The organism is Helicobacter jaachi, from assembly GCF_000763135.2.
In the GTDB taxonomy this organism is placed as follows: domain Bacteria; phylum Campylobacterota; class Campylobacteria; order Campylobacterales; family Helicobacteraceae; genus Helicobacter_C; species Helicobacter_C jaachi.
Genome location: NZ_JRPR02000009.1, coordinates 1 through 19,054, shown reverse-complemented (window position 1 = coordinate 19,054; position 19,054 = coordinate 1). Strand labels below are relative to the sequence as shown.

General features: G+C 33.8%; 23 protein-coding genes. 22 read left to right on the top strand and 1 reads right to left on the bottom strand.

Annotation, left to right across the window (positions count from 1 at the left end; genetic code table 11):
- Positions 1-48: 48 nt before the first annotated feature.
- The 22 genes from LS71_RS08330 to LS71_RS08225 all read left to right on the top strand — a co-directional run bounded on the left by LS71_RS08330 (position 49) and on the right by LS71_RS08225 (position 15,933).
- On the top strand, positions 49-1,305 hold the full coding sequence (locus tag LS71_RS08330) for a hypothetical protein (protein ID WP_052057945.1): 1,257 nt from the start codon (positions 49-51) through the stop codon (positions 1,303-1,305).
- A gap of 171 nt (positions 1,306-1,476) precedes the next feature.
- Positions 1,477-1,791, top strand: coding sequence for a hypothetical protein (locus LS71_RS08325; protein WP_034354039.1), 315 nt, complete (start codon positions 1,477-1,479; stop codon positions 1,789-1,791).
- Positions 1,763-2,035 (top strand): type II toxin-antitoxin system RelE family toxin, encoded by a 273-nt coding sequence (locus LS71_RS08320; protein ID WP_052057947.1) that lies wholly within the window; start codon positions 1,763-1,765, stop codon positions 2,033-2,035. The genes LS71_RS08325 and LS71_RS08320 overlap by 29 nt, the downstream gene beginning before the upstream one ends.
- 364 nt (positions 2,036-2,399) lie before the next feature.
- The gene (locus tag LS71_RS08315) at positions 2,400-2,753 is read left to right on the top strand and encodes a hypothetical protein (RefSeq protein ID WP_034354041.1); all 354 of its coding nucleotides are present in this window, start codon (positions 2,400-2,402) and stop codon (positions 2,751-2,753) included.
- A gap of 50 nt (positions 2,754-2,803) precedes the next feature.
- A complete protein-coding gene (locus tag LS71_RS08310) occupies positions 2,804-3,001 on the top strand; it encodes a hypothetical protein (protein WP_034354044.1) in 198 nt (65 codons plus the stop codon).
- A 141-nt stretch (positions 3,002-3,142) separates the two neighbouring features.
- Positions 3,143-4,372, top strand: coding sequence for a hypothetical protein (locus tag LS71_RS08305; RefSeq protein ID WP_138109915.1), 1,230 nt, complete (start codon positions 3,143-3,145; stop codon positions 4,370-4,372).
- Between the two features lie 10 nt (positions 4,373-4,382).
- Positions 4,383-4,901, top strand: coding sequence for a thermonuclease family protein (locus LS71_RS08300; protein ID WP_052057952.1), 519 nt, complete (start codon positions 4,383-4,385; stop codon positions 4,899-4,901).
- Positions 4,898-6,130, top strand: coding sequence for a toprim domain-containing protein (locus tag LS71_RS08295; protein ID WP_052057954.1), 1,233 nt, complete (start codon positions 4,898-4,900; stop codon positions 6,128-6,130). Before LS71_RS08300 ends, LS71_RS08295 begins: the two co-directional genes overlap by 4 nt.
- Positions 6,130-6,981, top strand: coding sequence for a hypothetical protein (locus tag LS71_RS08290; RefSeq protein ID WP_034354046.1), 852 nt, complete (start codon positions 6,130-6,132; stop codon positions 6,979-6,981). The genes LS71_RS08295 and LS71_RS08290 overlap by 1 nt, the downstream gene beginning before the upstream one ends.
- Positions 6,982-7,189: 208 nt before the next feature.
- On the top strand, positions 7,190-7,384 hold the full coding sequence (locus LS71_RS08285) for a hypothetical protein (protein ID WP_034354049.1): 195 nt from the start codon (positions 7,190-7,192) through the stop codon (positions 7,382-7,384).
- 87 nt (positions 7,385-7,471) lie between these two features.
- Positions 7,472-7,735: a hypothetical protein gene (locus tag LS71_RS08280; protein WP_138109914.1), complete on the top strand. Its 264-nt coding sequence runs from the start codon at positions 7,472-7,474 to the stop codon at positions 7,733-7,735.
- Positions 7,736-7,746: 11 nt separating this feature from the next.
- Entirely contained in the window at positions 7,747-7,953 is a 207-nt protein-coding gene (locus tag LS71_RS08275; RefSeq protein WP_034354054.1) for a hypothetical protein, read from the top strand.
- Positions 7,954-8,120: 167 nt separating this feature from the next.
- Positions 8,121-9,221, top strand: a complete 1,101-nt coding sequence (locus LS71_RS08270; protein WP_034354057.1) for an ArdC-like ssDNA-binding domain-containing protein — start codon at positions 8,121-8,123, stop codon at positions 9,219-9,221.
- A gap of 44 nt (positions 9,222-9,265) precedes the next feature.
- Positions 9,266-9,829 carry a hypothetical protein gene (locus tag LS71_RS08265; RefSeq protein WP_034354059.1) on the top strand — a complete coding sequence of 188 codons (564 nt, stop codon included), beginning with the start codon at positions 9,266-9,268 and terminating at the stop codon, positions 9,827-9,829.
- A 10-nt stretch (positions 9,830-9,839) separates the two neighbouring features.
- A complete protein-coding gene (locus tag LS71_RS08260; RefSeq protein ID WP_034354062.1) occupies positions 9,840-10,706 on the top strand; it encodes a hypothetical protein in 867 nt (288 codons plus the stop codon).
- A gap of 8 nt (positions 10,707-10,714) precedes the next feature.
- Positions 10,715-11,677, top strand: a complete 963-nt coding sequence (locus LS71_RS08255) for a hypothetical protein (protein WP_138109913.1) — start codon at positions 10,715-10,717, stop codon at positions 11,675-11,677.
- A gap of 20 nt (positions 11,678-11,697) precedes the next feature.
- Entirely contained in the window at positions 11,698-12,126 is a 429-nt protein-coding gene (locus tag LS71_RS08250) for a single-stranded DNA-binding protein (protein WP_052057956.1), read from the top strand.
- Between the two features lie 100 nt (positions 12,127-12,226).
- Positions 12,227-13,261, top strand: coding sequence for a tyrosine-type recombinase/integrase (locus LS71_RS08245; protein WP_052057958.1), 1,035 nt, complete (start codon positions 12,227-12,229; stop codon positions 13,259-13,261).
- Positions 13,262-13,406: 145 nt separating this feature from the next.
- Complete coding sequence (locus tag LS71_RS08240) at positions 13,407-13,628, top strand: hypothetical protein (RefSeq protein ID WP_034354069.1); 222 nt, start codon at positions 13,407-13,409, stop codon at positions 13,626-13,628.
- A 9-nt stretch (positions 13,629-13,637) separates the two neighbouring features.
- Entirely contained in the window at positions 13,638-14,330 is a 693-nt protein-coding gene (locus LS71_RS08235) for a ParA family protein (protein WP_034354071.1), read from the top strand.
- Positions 14,331-14,347: 17 nt separating this feature from the next.
- On the top strand, positions 14,348-15,616 hold the full coding sequence (locus LS71_RS08230; RefSeq protein WP_052057959.1) for a type II toxin-antitoxin system HipA family toxin: 1,269 nt from the start codon (positions 14,348-14,350) through the stop codon (positions 15,614-15,616).
- On the top strand, positions 15,613-15,933 hold the full coding sequence (locus tag LS71_RS08225) for a hypothetical protein (protein ID WP_052057960.1): 321 nt from the start codon (positions 15,613-15,615) through the stop codon (positions 15,931-15,933). The genes LS71_RS08230 and LS71_RS08225 overlap by 4 nt, the downstream gene beginning before the upstream one ends.
- Before the next feature lie 452 nt (positions 15,934-16,385).
- On the opposite strand, the gene LS71_RS08220 is transcribed toward LS71_RS08225, so the two are convergent.
- Positions 16,386-18,254 carry a relaxase/mobilization nuclease domain-containing protein gene (locus LS71_RS08220; protein ID WP_034354073.1) on the bottom strand — a complete coding sequence of 623 codons (1,869 nt, stop codon included), beginning with the start codon at positions 18,252-18,254 and terminating at the stop codon, positions 16,386-16,388.
- Positions 18,255-19,054: the final 800 nt, after the last annotated feature.

The following is a 19,054-nucleotide window of genomic DNA, read 5'->3' as shown; positions in this document are numbered from 1 at the left end:
AAAACTTTCCGTGAATTTCTCCCCTATTTTTCTTGATAGGAGCATACAATGAAAATCTTAAAATTTTTTATTATAAAATTTACTTTGTGCATACTCTTAGTGCCTGCAAGTAATGCTGCAGCAATGGTAGTAGAAAGCCCCACACTTCTAGCCCAAATGACTGCCCAATTCAAGCAGCTTTATGATTCCTATAAAAAATATGTCGAGATACTTGAAGCGGCAAATAAACAGATTGAGAATCTCCAAAAAGTCAATAGCTATATGCAAGAAGCCAATAAGATTGTAAATGGGCATAGTCTTAACTTTGCTAATCCTCTAGATGTGTATGAGAATGCAAAAAATCAACTTGAATCTATGAAATATAATTATGAGGCACTCAAGCGGAGTGTTAATGACTATGACATCAAATCAAAGTTAGCCAATAAAAGATTGCAAGAAAAATGCCCATTTTACGCCATTGACAAAATAGGAGCAAATGATACAACTATTACCACCAATGATACGGGTGAAGAAAGTGAAGATACTAAGTTTGCCTATGAGGTGCTTGAGGAATTTACAGATATTACAAGAAATCAGGTTAATGCTGTTAGCTCCCCTCTTCAAGGAATGGCTTTAGCAATAGTGATGTGCGATGAGATTCAAAGACAAACTATCGCTAGCACCATTAATAAATATGAGGCAGAAGCTCACAACGCCTTTATGAGAGGAGATTACGCGACATATAATAACCTAAAAGCCCAAAAGGCTAAAAAAGCTATTGAATATGAAAAGAAAATGGACAAAGAGTTCCAAGAAAAAAATAATCAATTAATGGTAAGAGCGCAAACAATGATGACTGAACTTGGTGTAACCGACCCAACTCAAGCTCAAAAAAATGGCATAGAATATTGTAGAAAAGATGGCAAGGGCGGCTGCCACCCCATTTTATTAAGTTTGGAGCAAGTAAAAGCAAGAGAAAAAGAATTGCTTGATAAGGCTGTTAAAAACTCCAATGGGGAAACCAGCCAAACATCAGCCGAAAGAGAGCAGATTATGATTGATTACTTGCGTGAGATTGCCTCTCATATTGCTTTTTTAAATAAAACAATGGTGCTGCAAGCAGAATACATAGGAAGTGAAACAGCTAGAAAAGAACAGAATCTGCTTATTGCACAAGCAGCAAGCGAAGGTGCAGGGCTTGCAAATAATCAAGCAATGTTCAAAGCAACAGAAGATAATAAAAAACCTACACAGCAACCCAATGTAGATAAATATGGTTTCCCAACATCGCAAACCAAGAAGCCAACTTCTAGCTCAGGCTTATAGGAATGGATTATGCCTATTTTGCCCATAAAAACCTTCCTGCAAATTTCCTCAAAAAGACAGGCATAATCCAAGGCGTAATGCTTCACATAATCCCCAAAACTAACAAGATTCTAAAAAAGTGGTAAAGATTTTGCTACAATACTCCTAGATATTTAAGCTAAGGAGCAAATTATGGCAACAATTAATTATGAAAAATATGCAAATATGAGTAAGCGACAGCTCTTAAATGCTCTACTAAGCGCAGAAAAAAAAGAACAAAAAATCAAAGCTGATTTGAATAGTAATAGCGAGCTAATAAAGTTTCTAAAAACGATGCTAAAAGAAAGTTTAGATTCTCCAAAATATTACACACTTGAAACATCACCAGCGTTAAAGAAGAACGATGAATGGGCAAAAGCAAATCCAGAGCTAGCAGCTCAAGCAGACAAAGAGCTTGAAGCGGAAATGAAAGGCTACTATGCAAATCATAATACCGCGCAAAGTTGATAAGTTTTTAGAAAAACAAAATAAGGGCGACCCTAAAGGTGTTAGAAAGATTAGAACATTTTTATGGAATCAATTATCCACTGCAGAAAATCCAACAACCCTCCCAAATTGCAAGAAAATGCAAGGCACAGAAAATATATGGCGTTGGCGCATAGGAGATTATCGCATAATCGCTGAAATTAAGAATCAAGAACTTGTAATACAAGTGATAAAAATTGCTCACAGACAAGAAGCGTATGACTAATGGCAAATATCGCTAGCATCAATTTTCAAAAATCAAGAACTTCACAAAGCTTCGCAAGTTAAAATTAGGAATCTATGGCTCTTACGATAAATTAGAGAAATTAAGACAAGAATGGAGCTAAAGAGTTATAGTCTTTAATGCTTTTATTGCTCCATTATGCTTTGTGCTGCTGTCATTTATACCTTACACCCATTCTTAATAGAATCATTTTTCTTACTCAAATACAGAATCTAAAAACATTTTTTATAAGGGAGAAAAAGGCTATCAAATAGCGTTATTTGCGTTATTGTAAGTGTTTATTTGCTCTATAATTATTGCAACAAAAGGCTAAGAGCTTTTTGGAATCTAGTTTAAGGAGTTTGTTGTGGGTAATTTTATAAATGTAAGGATAGATAGCGATACTTTGCTTAGTATGTTATGTAATAGGGTTGATGAGTTTGGTGGTAATATGTATGATGATGAGGAGCGAATGCTGTTTAAAAATATGTATGAACACTATGTTGATGCGGGTATATTTGAGGAGAGAAAGTTTGATGTTATGCACATTGTTGATAATGACCTTGTCAATTATTGCTCAATACTCACAGAGAGTGATAGCGAGTTTTTGAAGGTGCAGGCATTGGCTAAGCAGGGAAAAGATGATATATCTTGCCAAACCTGCTTTAGCCTTATTGAAGCAAGCAATGATGATTTTTCTAAGATTCTAGTAAGGCACTGATATGCGCAGTAGCCTTGCCTCCTGCATATATTTTACGCTAAGGATATGCAATGATTGTTAAAATAGCATTTTGCAGTAAATATGATGAGATTTTGTATGTGTTGCACGAGCAGGAGGAGAATGCCAAACAAATTGCAGAGCTTATTATGGAAAGTGAAATTGCCTTTGAATACGCAATGATTTATTATCCTCTAGGAATACATTATGTTAGGGGGAATTTTAGGGAGTGTGGCGGTAGTTTTGATTAAAAGAAATCAAAACAATATAGTCTTTCTTGAGCTACCTGTATATTTTTTATGCACATAATTTACTTCACTCTAAAATATGTGCATAAAAATGGAGTAAAAATCCGCTAATCTTGCGAGATTAATCTACAAAGGATTTTACTTATGGCAGAAGAGAAACAACGCACATTTAAGCAAAGAGCAGATTCTTTTATCACAGGAATGATAGACGATGAGGACAGGACAGACGCTAAACTTAGAAGTTTTATGGACGCACTCAAAAATAGCTTTTCATTATTTATCCCAGCTGATAATCACGCTGCTTTTATCAAAATGCTCCAAGATGAGATTGATAAGCTCAATGAGCAAAGGCAGCTAGGCTTAGAAAAAGAGCAGGTCAATGAGTATATAAATATACTCAAGACAGAAATTACAAATGAACAAAACGCTATTGAGACCCAAGATTTCTCCCAGAAGTTAGAACAAGAGATTAAAGAGATTAAAAATCCTAGCCTAGAAGAACAATTTGAGCAACATAAGGATAGCGCTATTGAGCGTTTTACAGATAAGCATATTGATGAACTCCAAGAACTCAATGTCGTTAAAACAATGAAAGCGGGCAAAAAGGGAGATACATTTCAGGTTTATAGCAATAGTGTATTTTTGAAACAAGAAGAAGAGCAAGCTTTAAAGCAAAAATTTCTTGAGGCATCTCCCAAGGGGCGTGAAAAAATATTTGATGATGTCTTAGATATGGATAAAGTCAAACAAAATATAGAACAAAGTAATAAATTTATTAATGATTTCAAAAACGAGAAAGAAAGTATTGCAGATAAGCCCTCACTTGAGGCAATCAACAATGGTAAATTAAATCCTGATACATATTTTACTGATTTAAGCACTTGGTTTGAGAATAAAAGGCTTGAGAATCTAAAAATGCCTATCTCCAAAGAAGAATTTAAAAAGGATTTTTATGAATATTGCAAGAATGGTATGAGTGAGAATGAGATGAAGATTCTAGTCATTCTTGCTAATAAAGAACCATCAAGCTTGAGTAAGGAGCATAAAGATATGCTAAGAGAGGGATTAAAGCTTAATTTGGAAAATCAAAATCTCCTTAATCAAGGATTAGATACGGCCATACGCGCGAGTATAGGAGAAAAAGTTATTAATGCTCAAGTGCCAGAATTAACAAAAACCATAAATGAATTAAGTAAGACAAATAATCTTGTGGATAAAAGATTCTGTGAAAATACTGCACCCAAACTTGCACAACATATCCTTAATGAAAACAAAAATCTTAATCCTACCAATACCATTACGCTTAAGGCTATTGCAACAAATACACCCATAGCTTCACTCTCCAAGTCAATGAGTAGCAGCTTAAAACGATAAAAGGAGTAATATGCGTATATTTCAACATCACTATCCCACACTACTCTCTATTACCATTGTAATTATTTTAGTGCTTATTCATTGCACAACTTATAATTTTGCTTACCTTTCTGCCTCACAGCGACTACAAGGCACAATTATCAAAGTAGCAGATGGTGATACGCTCACACTGCAAAATAACGAAAATCAAAAGATAAAAATTAGACTCTATGGTATTGACGCCCCAGAATCTAAACAAAGCTATGGAAAGGAAGCTAAAGACTTTCTGCTCACACTTTGTCCCTTAAAATCACAAGCTCAAGTAATGCTTAAAGACACAGATAAGTATCAGCGCATCGTGGGCATAGTTTTTTGTAATGATATAGATGTAAATGCCCAGCTAGTCAAAAATGGCTATGCGTGGGCGTATGATGGATACTCTCTAGCTTACAAGCATTATGAGATACAGGCTAAATTAGAATCTAAAGGCTTGTGGAGTGAGCCAAATCCCATAAGACCGAGTGATTTTAGAAAAGATAAAAAGCGATGAATAGCTATTCTTCAAAGCATTTTACTGATTTAACCACACTTCCATTGCACGAAATTCTAATGGCTAATGGCTACAAAATTGATAGAGATAAAAGCTCTATCAATCACCCTTGTGTAGTAAATGAAGACAAAAGTCAAAAGCTTATTATCACCAAAAAAGGAGAAAATTATCTCTATTTTAATGCCCAAGATGATACAGACAGAGGCAATATCATTTCATTTGCAAGGATTCGTGGCATAAATCTTAAAGAGCTTATCGCCAATTATGATAAAAATATATCACTAAGCAATAACAAAGATTATCAATTTTTCAAGCAAGCAAAAGACCTAGACTCTGCTTATTATGCCAAGCAATTTAATCAGTTTGCACCTTGTGATATCAAAAATAATCTTCTCTTAAAGCGTAGAGGATTTGATTTGGTATATCTTAGTGATTATCAAAACATCTTAAAACAAGATGAGCATAATAATCTCATCATTCCCCACTTTAAATTTATGAAAATACAAAATAGTAATGTCCCAAATGGAGAAATAAAGGGAGTATTTATCTGTGGTTATACTAAACGCTTTAATCTCCCACTTACTAAAAATAAAGACGGCACGCCAAGAGATAAGCCACTTAATCATATCACTATGGGTAATAGAGGCATAGAATGCCTAAACCTTCAAAAGGACACAACAGCTATTAAGCAAGTTGTGCTTACAGAATCTATGATAGATTCACTCTCATTTATGCAAATTAAAAATCTTAATCCCAAAGAAACACTTTTATTATCCACAGCAGGCTCTTATAGCGATGAGCAACAAGCAACACTTAAAGCCATACTTGATACGCTTCCAAAAGCAAGGATTTATCTTGCCTTTGATAATGATGAAAAGGGTTTAGCATATAGTAGAAAGATAGAGAGCTTCATCAAAGAAGAAAATACCAAAAAATACGGCAGAGAAGTTCCGCTATCAAGCATTCCTATTATCTACACACCTTTTAGCAAAGATTGCAATGATGATTTAGCACTTTATAACATCACTAAACTTCCAAACCTTAATAGAAACGACCTTAATGACTGGGTAGAATGTAAAATGCTCTCATACAAGCGTATAAAAGATAGCAATACAAAAGCTCTGCTTCTTAATAGCATACGCAAAGTTGATAGCTTAAAGCCCATTAGTGAGGAGAATAGAAACTTTTTTAATGCAATGAGCAAACATAAGGCTACAAGGAATCTCTAATGCCTATTAGACCAATTGTAACTAGAGTGCTTAACATTTTTTTTAAAAAAGACAAGCAAGAATCTCATCACAATAACCAATCTTCACCCCAAAACCAACAAGATTCTAAAAGAAGTGGCAAAGATTTTGCTACAATACTCCTAGATATTCAATCTAAGGAGCAAGCAAATGACAAAGCAAATACACACTCCTCACCCCAACGCTCATCTTCCCATACCCAGCGAGGAGGAGATGGAGAAAATCATTCAAATTATTTGCAATCAACACAATCCACATATCCTAGCCAAAATGGAGGAGGCTACTCCTCCACATATAATGGAAGCCTTACAGGCATACGCAAAGAAGAGAGCAGACGAAGCACAGAAGAAGGCAGACGAGGAAGAAAGGCTACTACAAGAGGAGTTGCAGAAACTACAAATGATGTTATGCAAACTCTACTCATAGCCAATAAATATAGAGATAAAGATAGGAGTAAGCCTTATGCCTATACTATTTTTAATCCTACTCAAGAAAATTTTATTAATGACACGCTAAGGAGTGATATATTCTTTAATGCCTCTATTGCTCCACTACGCTTTGCAGATAAAATACAAGATATTGAGCATAATATCAACGAGCTAGGTATTAAACAAACTCTGCAATCGCATATCACGCTAAACTATACGCGTATCCTTAAATCTCAAGAGCAATCCCATAAGCATACCATTCAATCTTTATATGATGATTTAGTGCATTTAAATCCCAATATAGCTCTTAATTATTTAAAACAAACACCCAAACACCTGCAACCAAAGCCCATTAAAGCTCACGCCCATATTATTAATAATCATAAACATACACCTAAACGATAACTTTCTTAAATACTGCTCTCATTTATACTTTGCCCCATTCTTAATAGAATCATTTTTCTTACTCAAATATAGAATCTAAAACATTTTTTATAAGGGAGAAAAAGGCTATCAAATAGCGTTATTTGCGTTATTTTAAGTCTTTGTTTGCTCTATAATTATTGCAACAAAAGGCAAAGAGCTTTTTGGAATCTATTTTAAGGAGTTTGTTGTGGGTGAGTTGGATACGCAAAGAGAATCTGCGTTAATGTGGCTTAAGAGTTTAGATGTGCGTGATTTTATTAAGGAAATTACCCTTAATGATTATTGGCTTGATATGTTTGAGAATCCAGAGAGTTATTTTACTTGGGCAAGTAGTGAGGAGCAAGCCAATTGGTATAGAGAATGCCACAGAGATAATGAATGACATTAGAGAAAGGAGCAAACAATGAAAATTAAAATTAATAGAAAGCAGCTTGATAGGCTTGCAAGAGAGTTTTTATAATCTCAAGTGGTGGATACAGAGGTCTATTTGCTTAGAGGCATTAAGGCTTCTAGAGAGTTTCGTGTTTTTGTGGCAGAGTATGCTAGCAAACAAGCCCCCTTTTTGTTTGATGTGAATGATAAAATGCTTCTTAAGACAACAAATGGTTATGATAAAACAAGGAGTGATTACAAGGCTAAATTTATCCTCCCAGCATTAAGTGATTATGTAGAAGATGATTTTGAGATTAAAAAAGAATTTTTAGATTCCTTTGGCAATCTCAAAACATCTTAAGGAGGGATTTTATGTTGAAGATATTTAAGCGAGCCAAATACGGCAACAAAAGGGCAGAGTATATAAGGGGTTTGAATGCCTCTTATCATAGTGCTTATTTTTGGGTAAATCCCTGTGGAGAGATTTGCCAAAGACGCAAGAGTGCCGATTTAGTGGCAGAGATAGACACAAAAGCCTTTTATCAAGTCTATAAGGTTGTAGATTTGGTAGCACGATAGCGCACAAATTTTAGTTACTTTTTACTCCCTTACACAATGCAATCCCGCCTCATTCTTATGTGCATAATTTGTTTTGCTCAAAAATATGTGCATAAGAATAGATAAAGTTTTTTATAGAATGCCTGTCAATCATCTCAATGATAATCTAATCTCCAAAGGAGCTAAATATGGAAGAGCAGCAACCTAAAAAAACATTTGCAGATTATAAAGAGGCATTTGCCACTTCCATAATTGCAGAAATTGCACAAGGCATTAAAACAGGTAAAGCCCCATTTTTTAAAGATATAAGTGCTAAGGAGCTACAAGAGAATCGTGCCTATAATGCTCTAAATGGCGTTCCACTTGATGGTATGAACTCTCTTAAAGCAGATTTAAAATGCGCCCAGTTTGAATACAATAAAAATGTATGGATAAGCCTTGAAGATGCTCAAAAAATGGCACAAAAAGGGAAAGAGGGCTATGAAAAAACAAAAGAAGAAATTGACACTATTAAAGCACAATTTAGAGCAGAAATGGAGGCTATAAAAGAGGCAAGGGCAAAGGGTATTGAGCCAGAGACACAAACAAATTGGAGAAATAAAACTATCTCTATACAATATATCCAAATTAAAAAAGCTGAATTTGTCTATAAAAAAGATGCTAATGGCAATAAGATTCCCTTGCTAGATTCTAATAATAATCAAAGAATAGGGGCAAATGGGCAGCCACTCTATGAATACGAACTTGATATGACTAAGCCTTATGTTGATTCTCAAGGTAAAACACAATATCAGGCCAAAGTGGAGTTTGTAAGCATTGAACCAAGATTTAGGACGGAGATTCTGTATAACATCGATGAATTTAAAACCATTGATTTAAGCAAAATTAAACCGCTTAATGAAACAATCCAAAGAAAACATCAGTTTAAACACGCGCAGGAATGGGAAAAGCAAAATAATGGCAATACCTTGCTTGTTCTAAATGATATTGAGAAAAAGCTAAAACCCCAAACAGCAGACCAAATTAAAGCGTATATGAAAGCACAGAATAATGGCACAGATTACAATGTACCCACTCGACTTAATGCAATACAGCGCGAGGAAGTAGCGCAAATCACAAAAGATTTGATTGCCAAATATGAGCAAGATAAGGCAGATATTGCGCTTTATGCAAGCACAGACAACGAGCATAAAAAAACAAATACCCAGACTATGGGCAAACAAGAAAAAACTGCAAAGTTTGCCAAGAGTAAGCAGCCTGAAACAAAAAAGCAAAGTAGAAGTCGCTAAAGAGTTAAGCAGAGCATTCTTTAAAGATAAAAGAAAGGAATAATATGACCATACTACTTAATAAAGCACAAACACAAGAAGCGATAATGCTCATTAATCGCCTCAAACATCTCTATGAGGAGCGCAGCGAAATAGATGTGCAAAAACTTGATAGAGATTCTATCCTCAAAGAAGAAATGGCTAAGGCGTGCAACATTGTGGATAAAAATGGACAACCACAGCCAAGCAAAGTGAAATTACCTCTAGTAATGGCACTTTTTGATGAGCTGTATTTGGACAAAACAAATAAAAAAGAAGATGAGTATGCCACAATGGAAACTTACCGCTTAGCTCTAGAGGAGCGTATCAGTAAAGAGATAATCAATAGCTCACTTGCCGTCATTGAATCCTTAAATGAAAATAATGCTTATATTAAAGAGGTTATCAAAGAGGCAAAATCCCTTGATAAAGAGACACTTGAGGCTATTAAATATCTTGCCAAAGTGCATTACAAAAAAAGATTAGATAGCAAAATGGCAGAACTAGGAATTGATATAAAACCTCCTAAAGATAATGCTGCACTTATAGAGCTAGCTCAAGCACTCAATGAGTTTATAAACAAACAATAAAGGAGATGTTATGGAAGTAATAAGAATACAAGAGAATATCTACGAGAAAACTATTCCTCTAGGTAAAATCGACTATCAAAATACAGGCAGAAAAAATAATGCAGCCGAGCTTCATATAGAATTAAGACGATATAGCAATGGAGATATTGGATTAAGTTTTAGTGGTAATGTGTGGAATCATATTCAGAGCGATATAGTTGCAGGTGGGCAATGTCAAGATACACTCAAAGCCTATGGGCTAATTGATGATAAGCTCTATCAAACTTGGGAAAAATATCATCTTAACACAATGCACGCAGGCTCACCAAAACAAGAAACCTTTCTCAAACAAAACGGCATAAAGGATTTCAAAGAAGCCTGTGAGGCTTTAAAAAAGGCTAATCTTTATGAAGATAATGGATACAGATATGGGTCAGGTTGGCTCACTGAAAAGTTGCCCAAAGAAGTTCTAGATTATGTTCAATCAATTAAGTGCGCGTGGGATATAAAACCTTTATCCAATAACAACACGCCGCTTATAGATAAACAGGCAGAAATACGAGAGTATGTGTGTAAAGAAATCCTAAATAATGCTCATCTCCCCATAGAGAATTTCAAAGCCTATGATAGAGATTCTATGATTATTAGCGGCATTCAAAGCAAAGATAATGCAGAAAAAATCTGTGATACACTCAAGCAAGGTGAATACAAAACAACTCTCGTTGATGTTGGAGAGACAAAAAACCAATACAAAATCATCATAGCGGAAAATGCAAAAGCTCTTAATAAGGCACTAGATTATTACAAGCTTCACTATGCTCAAAGCAAGGTAGTTGAGCATAATTCAAATATAAATAAGCCTCAAGCACAAGAAAAAACATCACGACTTAAAAGATAGGAGCATTTATGAAACTTTGCAATACGAATAATCCAGATGAAATGGTGGATATATACCTAGAGGAAGATTTAAGTAGAGTTATAGATTTTTATCATAAAGGCTTATATGTTGAATCTGTAAGAAAGGACTTTATAGACAAAACTGAAGCTTTTTTAGACTACAAACAGAGTATAGAAAATTATAAATATGGTGGTTATGAAGAGGGAGGCTTAAATCAAATTGCCACTATAAGACCAAAGGAAATAGAAATTAATCAAGAGAAAAAATTTGATATATATCTTCATCACGCATTGATAGCAGCCAAAAAGACTATAAATTTAGATTTTGACCCAAACCATTACAGGGAAGATATTGAGATTTATACTATTCACAAAAGCTATGAAGCACTTAATTTGCAAGATGGCTCTGTATTAGAACCAAAATTTATGATTTTAAAAACAAATAAAAACAATCCTAATGAAATAGATTCCATAAAATTTGTAGGACAAGGCGTTGATGATAAAGGCAAGAGCAGCTCATTTTACACACAAGATGTTAGTTGTAATCAAGTATATAGCGTATTATGGAGAGATACAGATGGTGCAAAACACACTATTATCCCCAGTCAAGTAGAGCCGCTTGAAAAAATAGGCAATATTAATGAACTCAATGCACTCGTAACTAAAATATCTATGAGAGCAAATTTTAATAAGCTCACTTATGAAGAAATCTATAAGAATGCAAACTTTACAAAAACTATCCTAGCCATAAATAACCATTCGCCTTTGGAATATAAAGAAAAAGACTTGGAGTATCTAAACAATCCAAATGAACTCCACAGGAAAACAAAAATAGCATTAAAAAGGCTAGATTATATGGAAAATCAAATAAGAGCGCATATCAATAAAAGAATCCTAAATAAGGAGGAACACACAATATGTAATGATAAAGCTAAGCAAATACAGCAAAAGTCAAAACATAAAAGACGATAAAATAAAAATAAGGAGTAATTATGAATAGTGTCAATATTAGTGGAAACCTCATTGCCAACGCAGAGCTTAAATATATAGGTGATAATCAAACACCTTGCGTAAATTTCACCATTGCCTTTAATAAAGTTTTTAAAAATGAGCGTGGTAATATTGAAAAAGCAGCTTCATTTTTTAATGTAGTATTCTTTGGGAATTATGCCAAAAGTATCCATAGCTCATTGAACAAAGGCACATTGGTGTTTGTCAGCGGCACACTTAATCAAAATAGATGGGAAAACAATAATCAAAAATATGCAAAAATCTACATTATTGGCAAACAAATTAATATCATTAAAGAGAGAAGAAAACCCCTAGATTCTAATACAGATGACCCCTCTGCAGAATCTACACAACCCACAGAATCTAAGGAGCATTTTGAAGCAGATTCTAAAGAAGATTTACCCCTTTAGTATTTAAGGGACAAAGCGCTCTAAAGCGCGTTATTGAGCGTTGTAGCCACCTGTTTTAAAGTATAATTGATGAAACATTTTACTTACTTAAGGAGCTACAATGCACAAACAATCTTTACTTACTCCACAAGAGGTTATTGCCCTACTTATTGAGTTTATCATCTATAAAGCCAAAACCTACTCACACAATACAGAATCTAGAGAAATGCGCGTTAAAGCATATTTAGAATTGAAGTATTTGTGCTATAAGTCATTTTCAAAGTTTGATGATATTAAAAAGCAAATTAGATTACTGGGCAAATATGGTATTGTGAGTATTTTAAAGCTTATCCCTCTCATTGATACACTTGAGTATTTTATCGCGCGTCATAATGGTGTATTAAATACGCTCTTTGAAGAACAAGAGGTGATTGATTACTTTTTCTCCCTTACAAAATACTATCAAGCAAGCACAATCAAATCCCGCATATCTCATTTTGGTTCATTTTGCAAGTTTTTAGATAAAAAGGGCATTGCTGTAAATCAATTTGAAAGATTAGGAACGCGCTACCATAAGGAGAAAAAATTGCCTGATTTTCTCAATGAGAGGCAATTTAACACATTTTTAGAGACTATCCACAACTTTAAGCCCAAAACTCTTGGGCAAAAAAGGCTTAAAATTATTATACTCCTTGCTTCTTATACAGGCATAAGAACGCGTGAAGTCCATCATATCAAGCTTAATGATATACAAGAGGATAGTGATAAATACATCATTAAGATTCAAGGCAAAGGCAGTAAGCAACGCTATGTTTCTGCGAAAAAAATCCACATACAGGAGGCTTTGAATGATTTTTTACAAACTAAAAAGCTACAAGGCATTAAGAGCATCTTTCTTACCCAGCTAAAATCTTCACGCTTTCCTACTTATTGTGCTATCAATCTCAAACCATTTTTGGAGCAATGCAATCTTTATGGGCAGAGGAGACATCATTTGCACATATTGCGACATTCTTTTGGAAGTTATGTGTATGAAAAATCAAAAGATATTTTGCTCACTCAACAGGCTTTAGGACACGCATCTTTAACTAGCACAGAAATATATATGCACTTAAACCAAGAAGCCCATAGTCGTATTGCTAATTTATTTGCATAATTATATTGTATTTTATTTATATTAATTTTTATAAGCATAATTTATTGTAATATATTTAAATTTACTTATGTTTATTTACAATAAAATACAATAATATTAACTTATATAATATAAAATTATGTAATTAAAAATAAAGGAAGACACAATGATTGACATTGATTTGTTGAATGATAAAGCCGACATTAGCGGAGACTCTAACATCATTGAAAATGAAGTGCTTTTTGCTATAAGTGCCTATTACCATAAGAAAGGGCAACAACGCGCAAAGCCATATTCTAATGATGAGATTATAAAAGAACTCCATCAAAAGTTAGCTTTTGCTATGGGTTTTATGGAATTATCTCATTTGAAACTTAATGCCAAATAGGAGGATAATATGGTAATCACCATTGCAAATGAAAAGGGTGGGAGCGGTAAAAGCACTATCGCTATTAATCTAGCCATTAAGCTTTTATCCTTTCACCAGCATATACTCGTTATGGATACAGACCCACAAAGAAGTATAGAAGCCTTCACTAATATTCGTGAGGAAAAGTTTGCCCAGTGTGAGAATGTAAAGCATTTTACGCATAATAATCTTTATGGCAACATCGCGCAAAGCTTAAAGCAAAGCATTCCTTTGTATGAGCATATTATCATTGATACGCGTGGTGCAGATAGTGTAGAATCTAGGAAAGCTATGTTATATGCAGATTTATTGATTATCCCCACCACACCATCGCAACTTGATTATGATGTGCTAACAAATATGTTTGAGCGTGTTAAAGAGATTAAAGATGTTAATGAACATTTACAGATTGCTATTGTAATGAATAAGCTCCCTACTAATCTTTTTTTGACCAAAGAGATTGTAGAATTTCAAAACGCCATTAATGAAGCAAATAAAGAGTTAGGAAGCGATGATTTTAAGCTCTTAGAGCATAATCTCTTTGATAGGATTGCCTACAAAAGGGCTATAGGTGAAGGGCTAGGCATTACAGAGTATAGCGATATGAAAGCAAAAGATGAATTTGGCGCATTCTTTGAGGAATGCTTAGGACAATATCTTAAAGCACACAAAAGCGCATAAGAGCAAGCGGGGTAATTATGGCTTATCAGCATATAGAAGTTTATGATGAAGCACATCTAGTTGGAGAATTAGTTATTCATTCAGAGACTTATTTTACTTTTCAATATACCAAAGATTGGAATAAGCGCAATGCTCTTGCATTTGCTATAGATTCACAACTTCCACTAGAGAACACCACACAAGATACGCTCTATACTAATAATAATCTATGGGGCTGCTTTGCAGATTTGCTCCCCGATAGGTGGGGACGCAAGCTCCAAAGCCGACATATGGGGCGTGCATTAAGTGATATAGATTATATGCTAGGAGTAAGTGATTATTATAGAATCGGTAGCCTGCGCTTAAAACTTAATGATGAGTTTATAGCCAAAGAATCTAATATCCCTCAACTTATTCACATTAATGAAATTATGCAATCTTCACTCAATCTCGAAAAAGAGGAATATAGTGATAGAGATTTAGCATATTTGTTGGGCTGTGGCTCTTCACTAGGAGGAGCTAGACCTAAAGCGTGCCTTGCTGATAAAGACAAGCTCTATATTGCAAAGTTTCCATCAGTAAATGATGAATACTCTGTAATTTTGTGGGAAAAAACAATGCTTGATATAGCTAAAATTGCCCATATCGAAGTGCCAAATACTAAACTTATTGACACCAAGTTTAATAGGCAAGCCTTGCTTGTAGAGCGATTTGATAGGACTAATGGCACACATCAAAGGATTCCATTCCAATCAGCAATGAGCTTGCTTAATGTGAGTGAGCGTGCAGGAGCAGACCAGAAATGCTATATTGATGTTGCAGACAAACTTTCCACGCCCGATAAACAAAGGTTTTTTAGAAGAATGGTATTTAATACACTTTTTGGTAACACTGATGACCATTTGCGTAATCACGCACTGCTTTATGATAGAGAATCTAAACAATGGAATCTTGCCCCAGCCTATGACTTAAATCCCAATCCAATAGACTATGACAGGCAGTATCACGCTCTAAAATTTACTCCCAATACAGATAAACCAAGTTTGAGCTTGTGCAAAGACATTATGGAGCATTTTGCAGTGGATATACATTTATTTAGTGAAATCGTATCTGATTGCATTAAAGCAGGAGAGCAATATAAAAAGATTGCTGCACAAAATGGCATAAAGAGTGCTGAAATCAAATTTATGGCAGGTAATTTTGAGCATAAAGACATAGAGTATGCTAAAAGCATACTGCACAACTCTCATTTAGCTTCTTTAAAACCTAAAACCACCCATAAACCAAAACTAAGGACAAAGCGATGAACTACAATCTCAAAGATAAAAAGAACAAAATTGAGCAAATTACCGCGCTAGAAACGAATGCTCTTCAAGATAAGTCAAGCAGCGAAAAGCCCTCTAAAACCACCAAAGCTCCCAGCGACAAAAAGAATCTCACACTTTATGTAAGTGAGGGATTGATTAAAGAGATTGATGATTTCTTAAGTGAATATGGCAATGCAAAGGAAACACGCAATTATTTCTTTGAGGAATCTTTACGACATTATTTAACATATCGCAAATCTCAACTTGAAGCAGAATTGGAAGAAAAGCTTAAAAAGCTCAAGAAAAATAGAATCTAGCCATATTAATCACAAAAACCACTCAAAAATCAATGAAAGATGCTTTTTAATAAAGACATTGCATTTTTATTAAAATCGATTTAAGATAGGTTTTTGTTCATTTATTTCACAAAAACTCATAATTCCCCCAATATAAGTAATCTTAAACTTAATGATAAGCCATACTCTCACTATACACGACTATGCACGATAGAATCTAAAGTTTATCTTTCAATGCATATATTTTTTTATTTGCTCTTTTAAGTATTGTTTTTATTTAAATTGCTTTTATTCTTATTTTCTAAATATTTTAATATTTTAAGATTCTTAAACACTTAGAATCTTTTAGAGATTCTAAAACTTATAGTAATCTTAATATTACTTCACTTTTTCCCTTATATTTTAAATTATTATATGTGGAAATTAATTTCCAAGCAAACAAACCACGCACTACAAGCAAATAACCATTCATATCAAAACCTTTTAGAATCTTTGCGAGATGATAAAACTTGAAATGAAAAAGGGGGAGATTGCCTAGATTTAGATTCTGTATCTTGCTTATGTTTAGATGATTGATTATGCTCTAACTTGAGGGCAGAATCCATAGCTTGAATATGCTGTATTGCTTCTTGAGATAAAGGCGGAGCAGATTTAATCTTTTGGGGAACTAATTTATGCTTTATAAGAGATTTAGCACATAAGGCATATTCTTTATCTAAATATTGATATTGCCTTAAAAGCTTAATAAAGCTTTTAAGTTCGTGTATTTTATGAGAATCTACAGATATAGATTCTATATCTAAATCTTTATTAAGCTTATAATATGCCTCAAGTTGCTCTTTTAGGGAGTGAATATGTTCTTTAAGAACTGCAAATCTTGCCTTTAATTTTTCTCCATACTCCAATGCCAATAAATCTAAATCCTCCAAATGCTTATGCTTATTTACATTATCTCTTTTATCCTCAAAGTTTAAGCTTTTTAGAATGCTTTGATATTTATAAATGCTGTAAAGATTCTTAGAAATACTAAAGGTATTTTCTTTAAGATTAGAGTGAGAGAGCAGCGCAATAATATCTTGTGAAAAGGAGGGCAAATGCTTATTGAGTAATAGCTCACTAGCACTCACTTCATTTTTTAGGGCGATAAAAGTTTTAGCTAGATTGGCAGGGATATAAGCTTCATATCCTTTAAGAGAATTCAGCAAGGTTTGCTTTTTGCGTAAATGCGTGTAATCTTTGGTGAAATGATTAAACTTATCTTGCCAATTAAGCAAATGCCGCAAAGATTGAGAAAGCTTAGAGAGTATTTGCTTATTATGCTGGAAATTTTTGCGTAGATTCTGTAATGCTTTTTTTAAATCTTGCTCTTTAGCAAGAAGATGGGTGGGAGTTTTACCACTAGCAAGCAAGGCTTTAATTTTCTTAGAAACATTATGTAAATAAATGCTTTGATTTTTAATCTCTATTCCTAAAGATTTTTGCTTGGCACTAAGATGGGTATGCCTTGTATTTACTGAAGCTACCATATCCTTGTAAGTATCATTAAAAAAAGACATATCCTTTGCTAGATTATATGATGAAAGATTTCTATTTACAGAATCCTTACGCCCAATATTGTTTAATGCTGCCATTTTTTTATGGATAAGATTCTCCCTAATATCTTTATTGAAAGGCTCATCAATATAATTAAGCTTACCTCTTGAAATAGTATAGAGATTGTGTCTAAAATCTTCCTTCATTTCATTAAACATATCCGCTATGGTTTTGCCCTTAAAGTGCAATTTTTTCTTAGTAAAAATATTTGTTTTATTAATAATAGCGTGAATATGAGGCTGCTTTTGATGAGTATGAGGCACAATAACCCATTTATAATCGCCAAAGTGAGTGAGTAAAGTTTGTCTAACAGCATACTCTAGCATACCCATAACTTGAGGAGATTTGATTTCATTTAGGGAAAATACAAAATGAAATGCTTCATTCAAATCTTTATTTTTATCAAAGTCTTGCTCCCACTCTTTAAATATATCATTTAAAGCCACCTGTTCATCTAATTCATTCCTAGCATAACCCAAATCACCATTACGAATTACATACGCGAGCGCATTTTTTAAGTGTCCCCTCTTCATAGAACCAATATTTTTGATAACTATACGCTTTTGATGAGGAGAGATAGCTTGATAAAGCGGAGCAGAAATCTTAATATTATGTGTAAAGTTTGCACAGAATTTACCCCTAATATGAATATGATTCTGGCGAACTTTTTGAGAGTGAATTTTTGTGTATTCAAAGAGAGTATCATCAGTATATTTCTCAAGAGGAATATCAATAATAGCTTCTTGCATAATCAAATCCTTTTTTGTTCAGATTTACAATCCAAAAAGCCATATAACTACCAACAAAACCTACGGAGCATTATACAGCAAAATTATCCCACATTTAAGACCCAATTTTTCAAATTTCCAAAAAATGTGCAGGATAACGCTTTCTATGCACATAGAAAGCGATGAAGTACCGCTACACACGGAGTTTAAGTAGTCAAAAATGATAAATCATTTTTTTAGGGGTAACAAGATAAAAATTGCTGCTCTAAAATTTATTGAGTAAGACACTAAAAAATAGATTCTATATTTGCTTTCAATAAATTCTTGATGTATCAAACTTAGAGACAAAATTCAATCAACTTAGGGCAAAATAAATAAACTTAGAATCCGAATTTCCAAAACTTAGAATCCTTTTACAAATTAACTTAAAGCAACACAAAAAAACTTAGAACAAAACCAGATAGCTTCAAAGCAAAACTTATTAAACTTAGAACATTGACTTATGAATGAGTAAATCACTCTATAGATATTTCTTAAAATATACACGAGTATTTTTGAGTTTAGAGAGATAATCCTATTGGTTAAGGGGGAAATGCTTTATGAATGAACACTTATGGGAGAAGTTGTTAGCCCTTAAAGCATAATCATCTCTCGCTTAGGGCTAGTTTTTAGTGGAGACTTAGTGTAATACAATTTTTGAAATTATATCTAAGATTTTTTTTGGATTAAACCAAATTTTATGTTTTGTAGATTACAATCCGCTCCAAATTTTTATCTGCTGACCGAAACTTAAACTCCACTTAAAGTTTCAAGATTCTAGA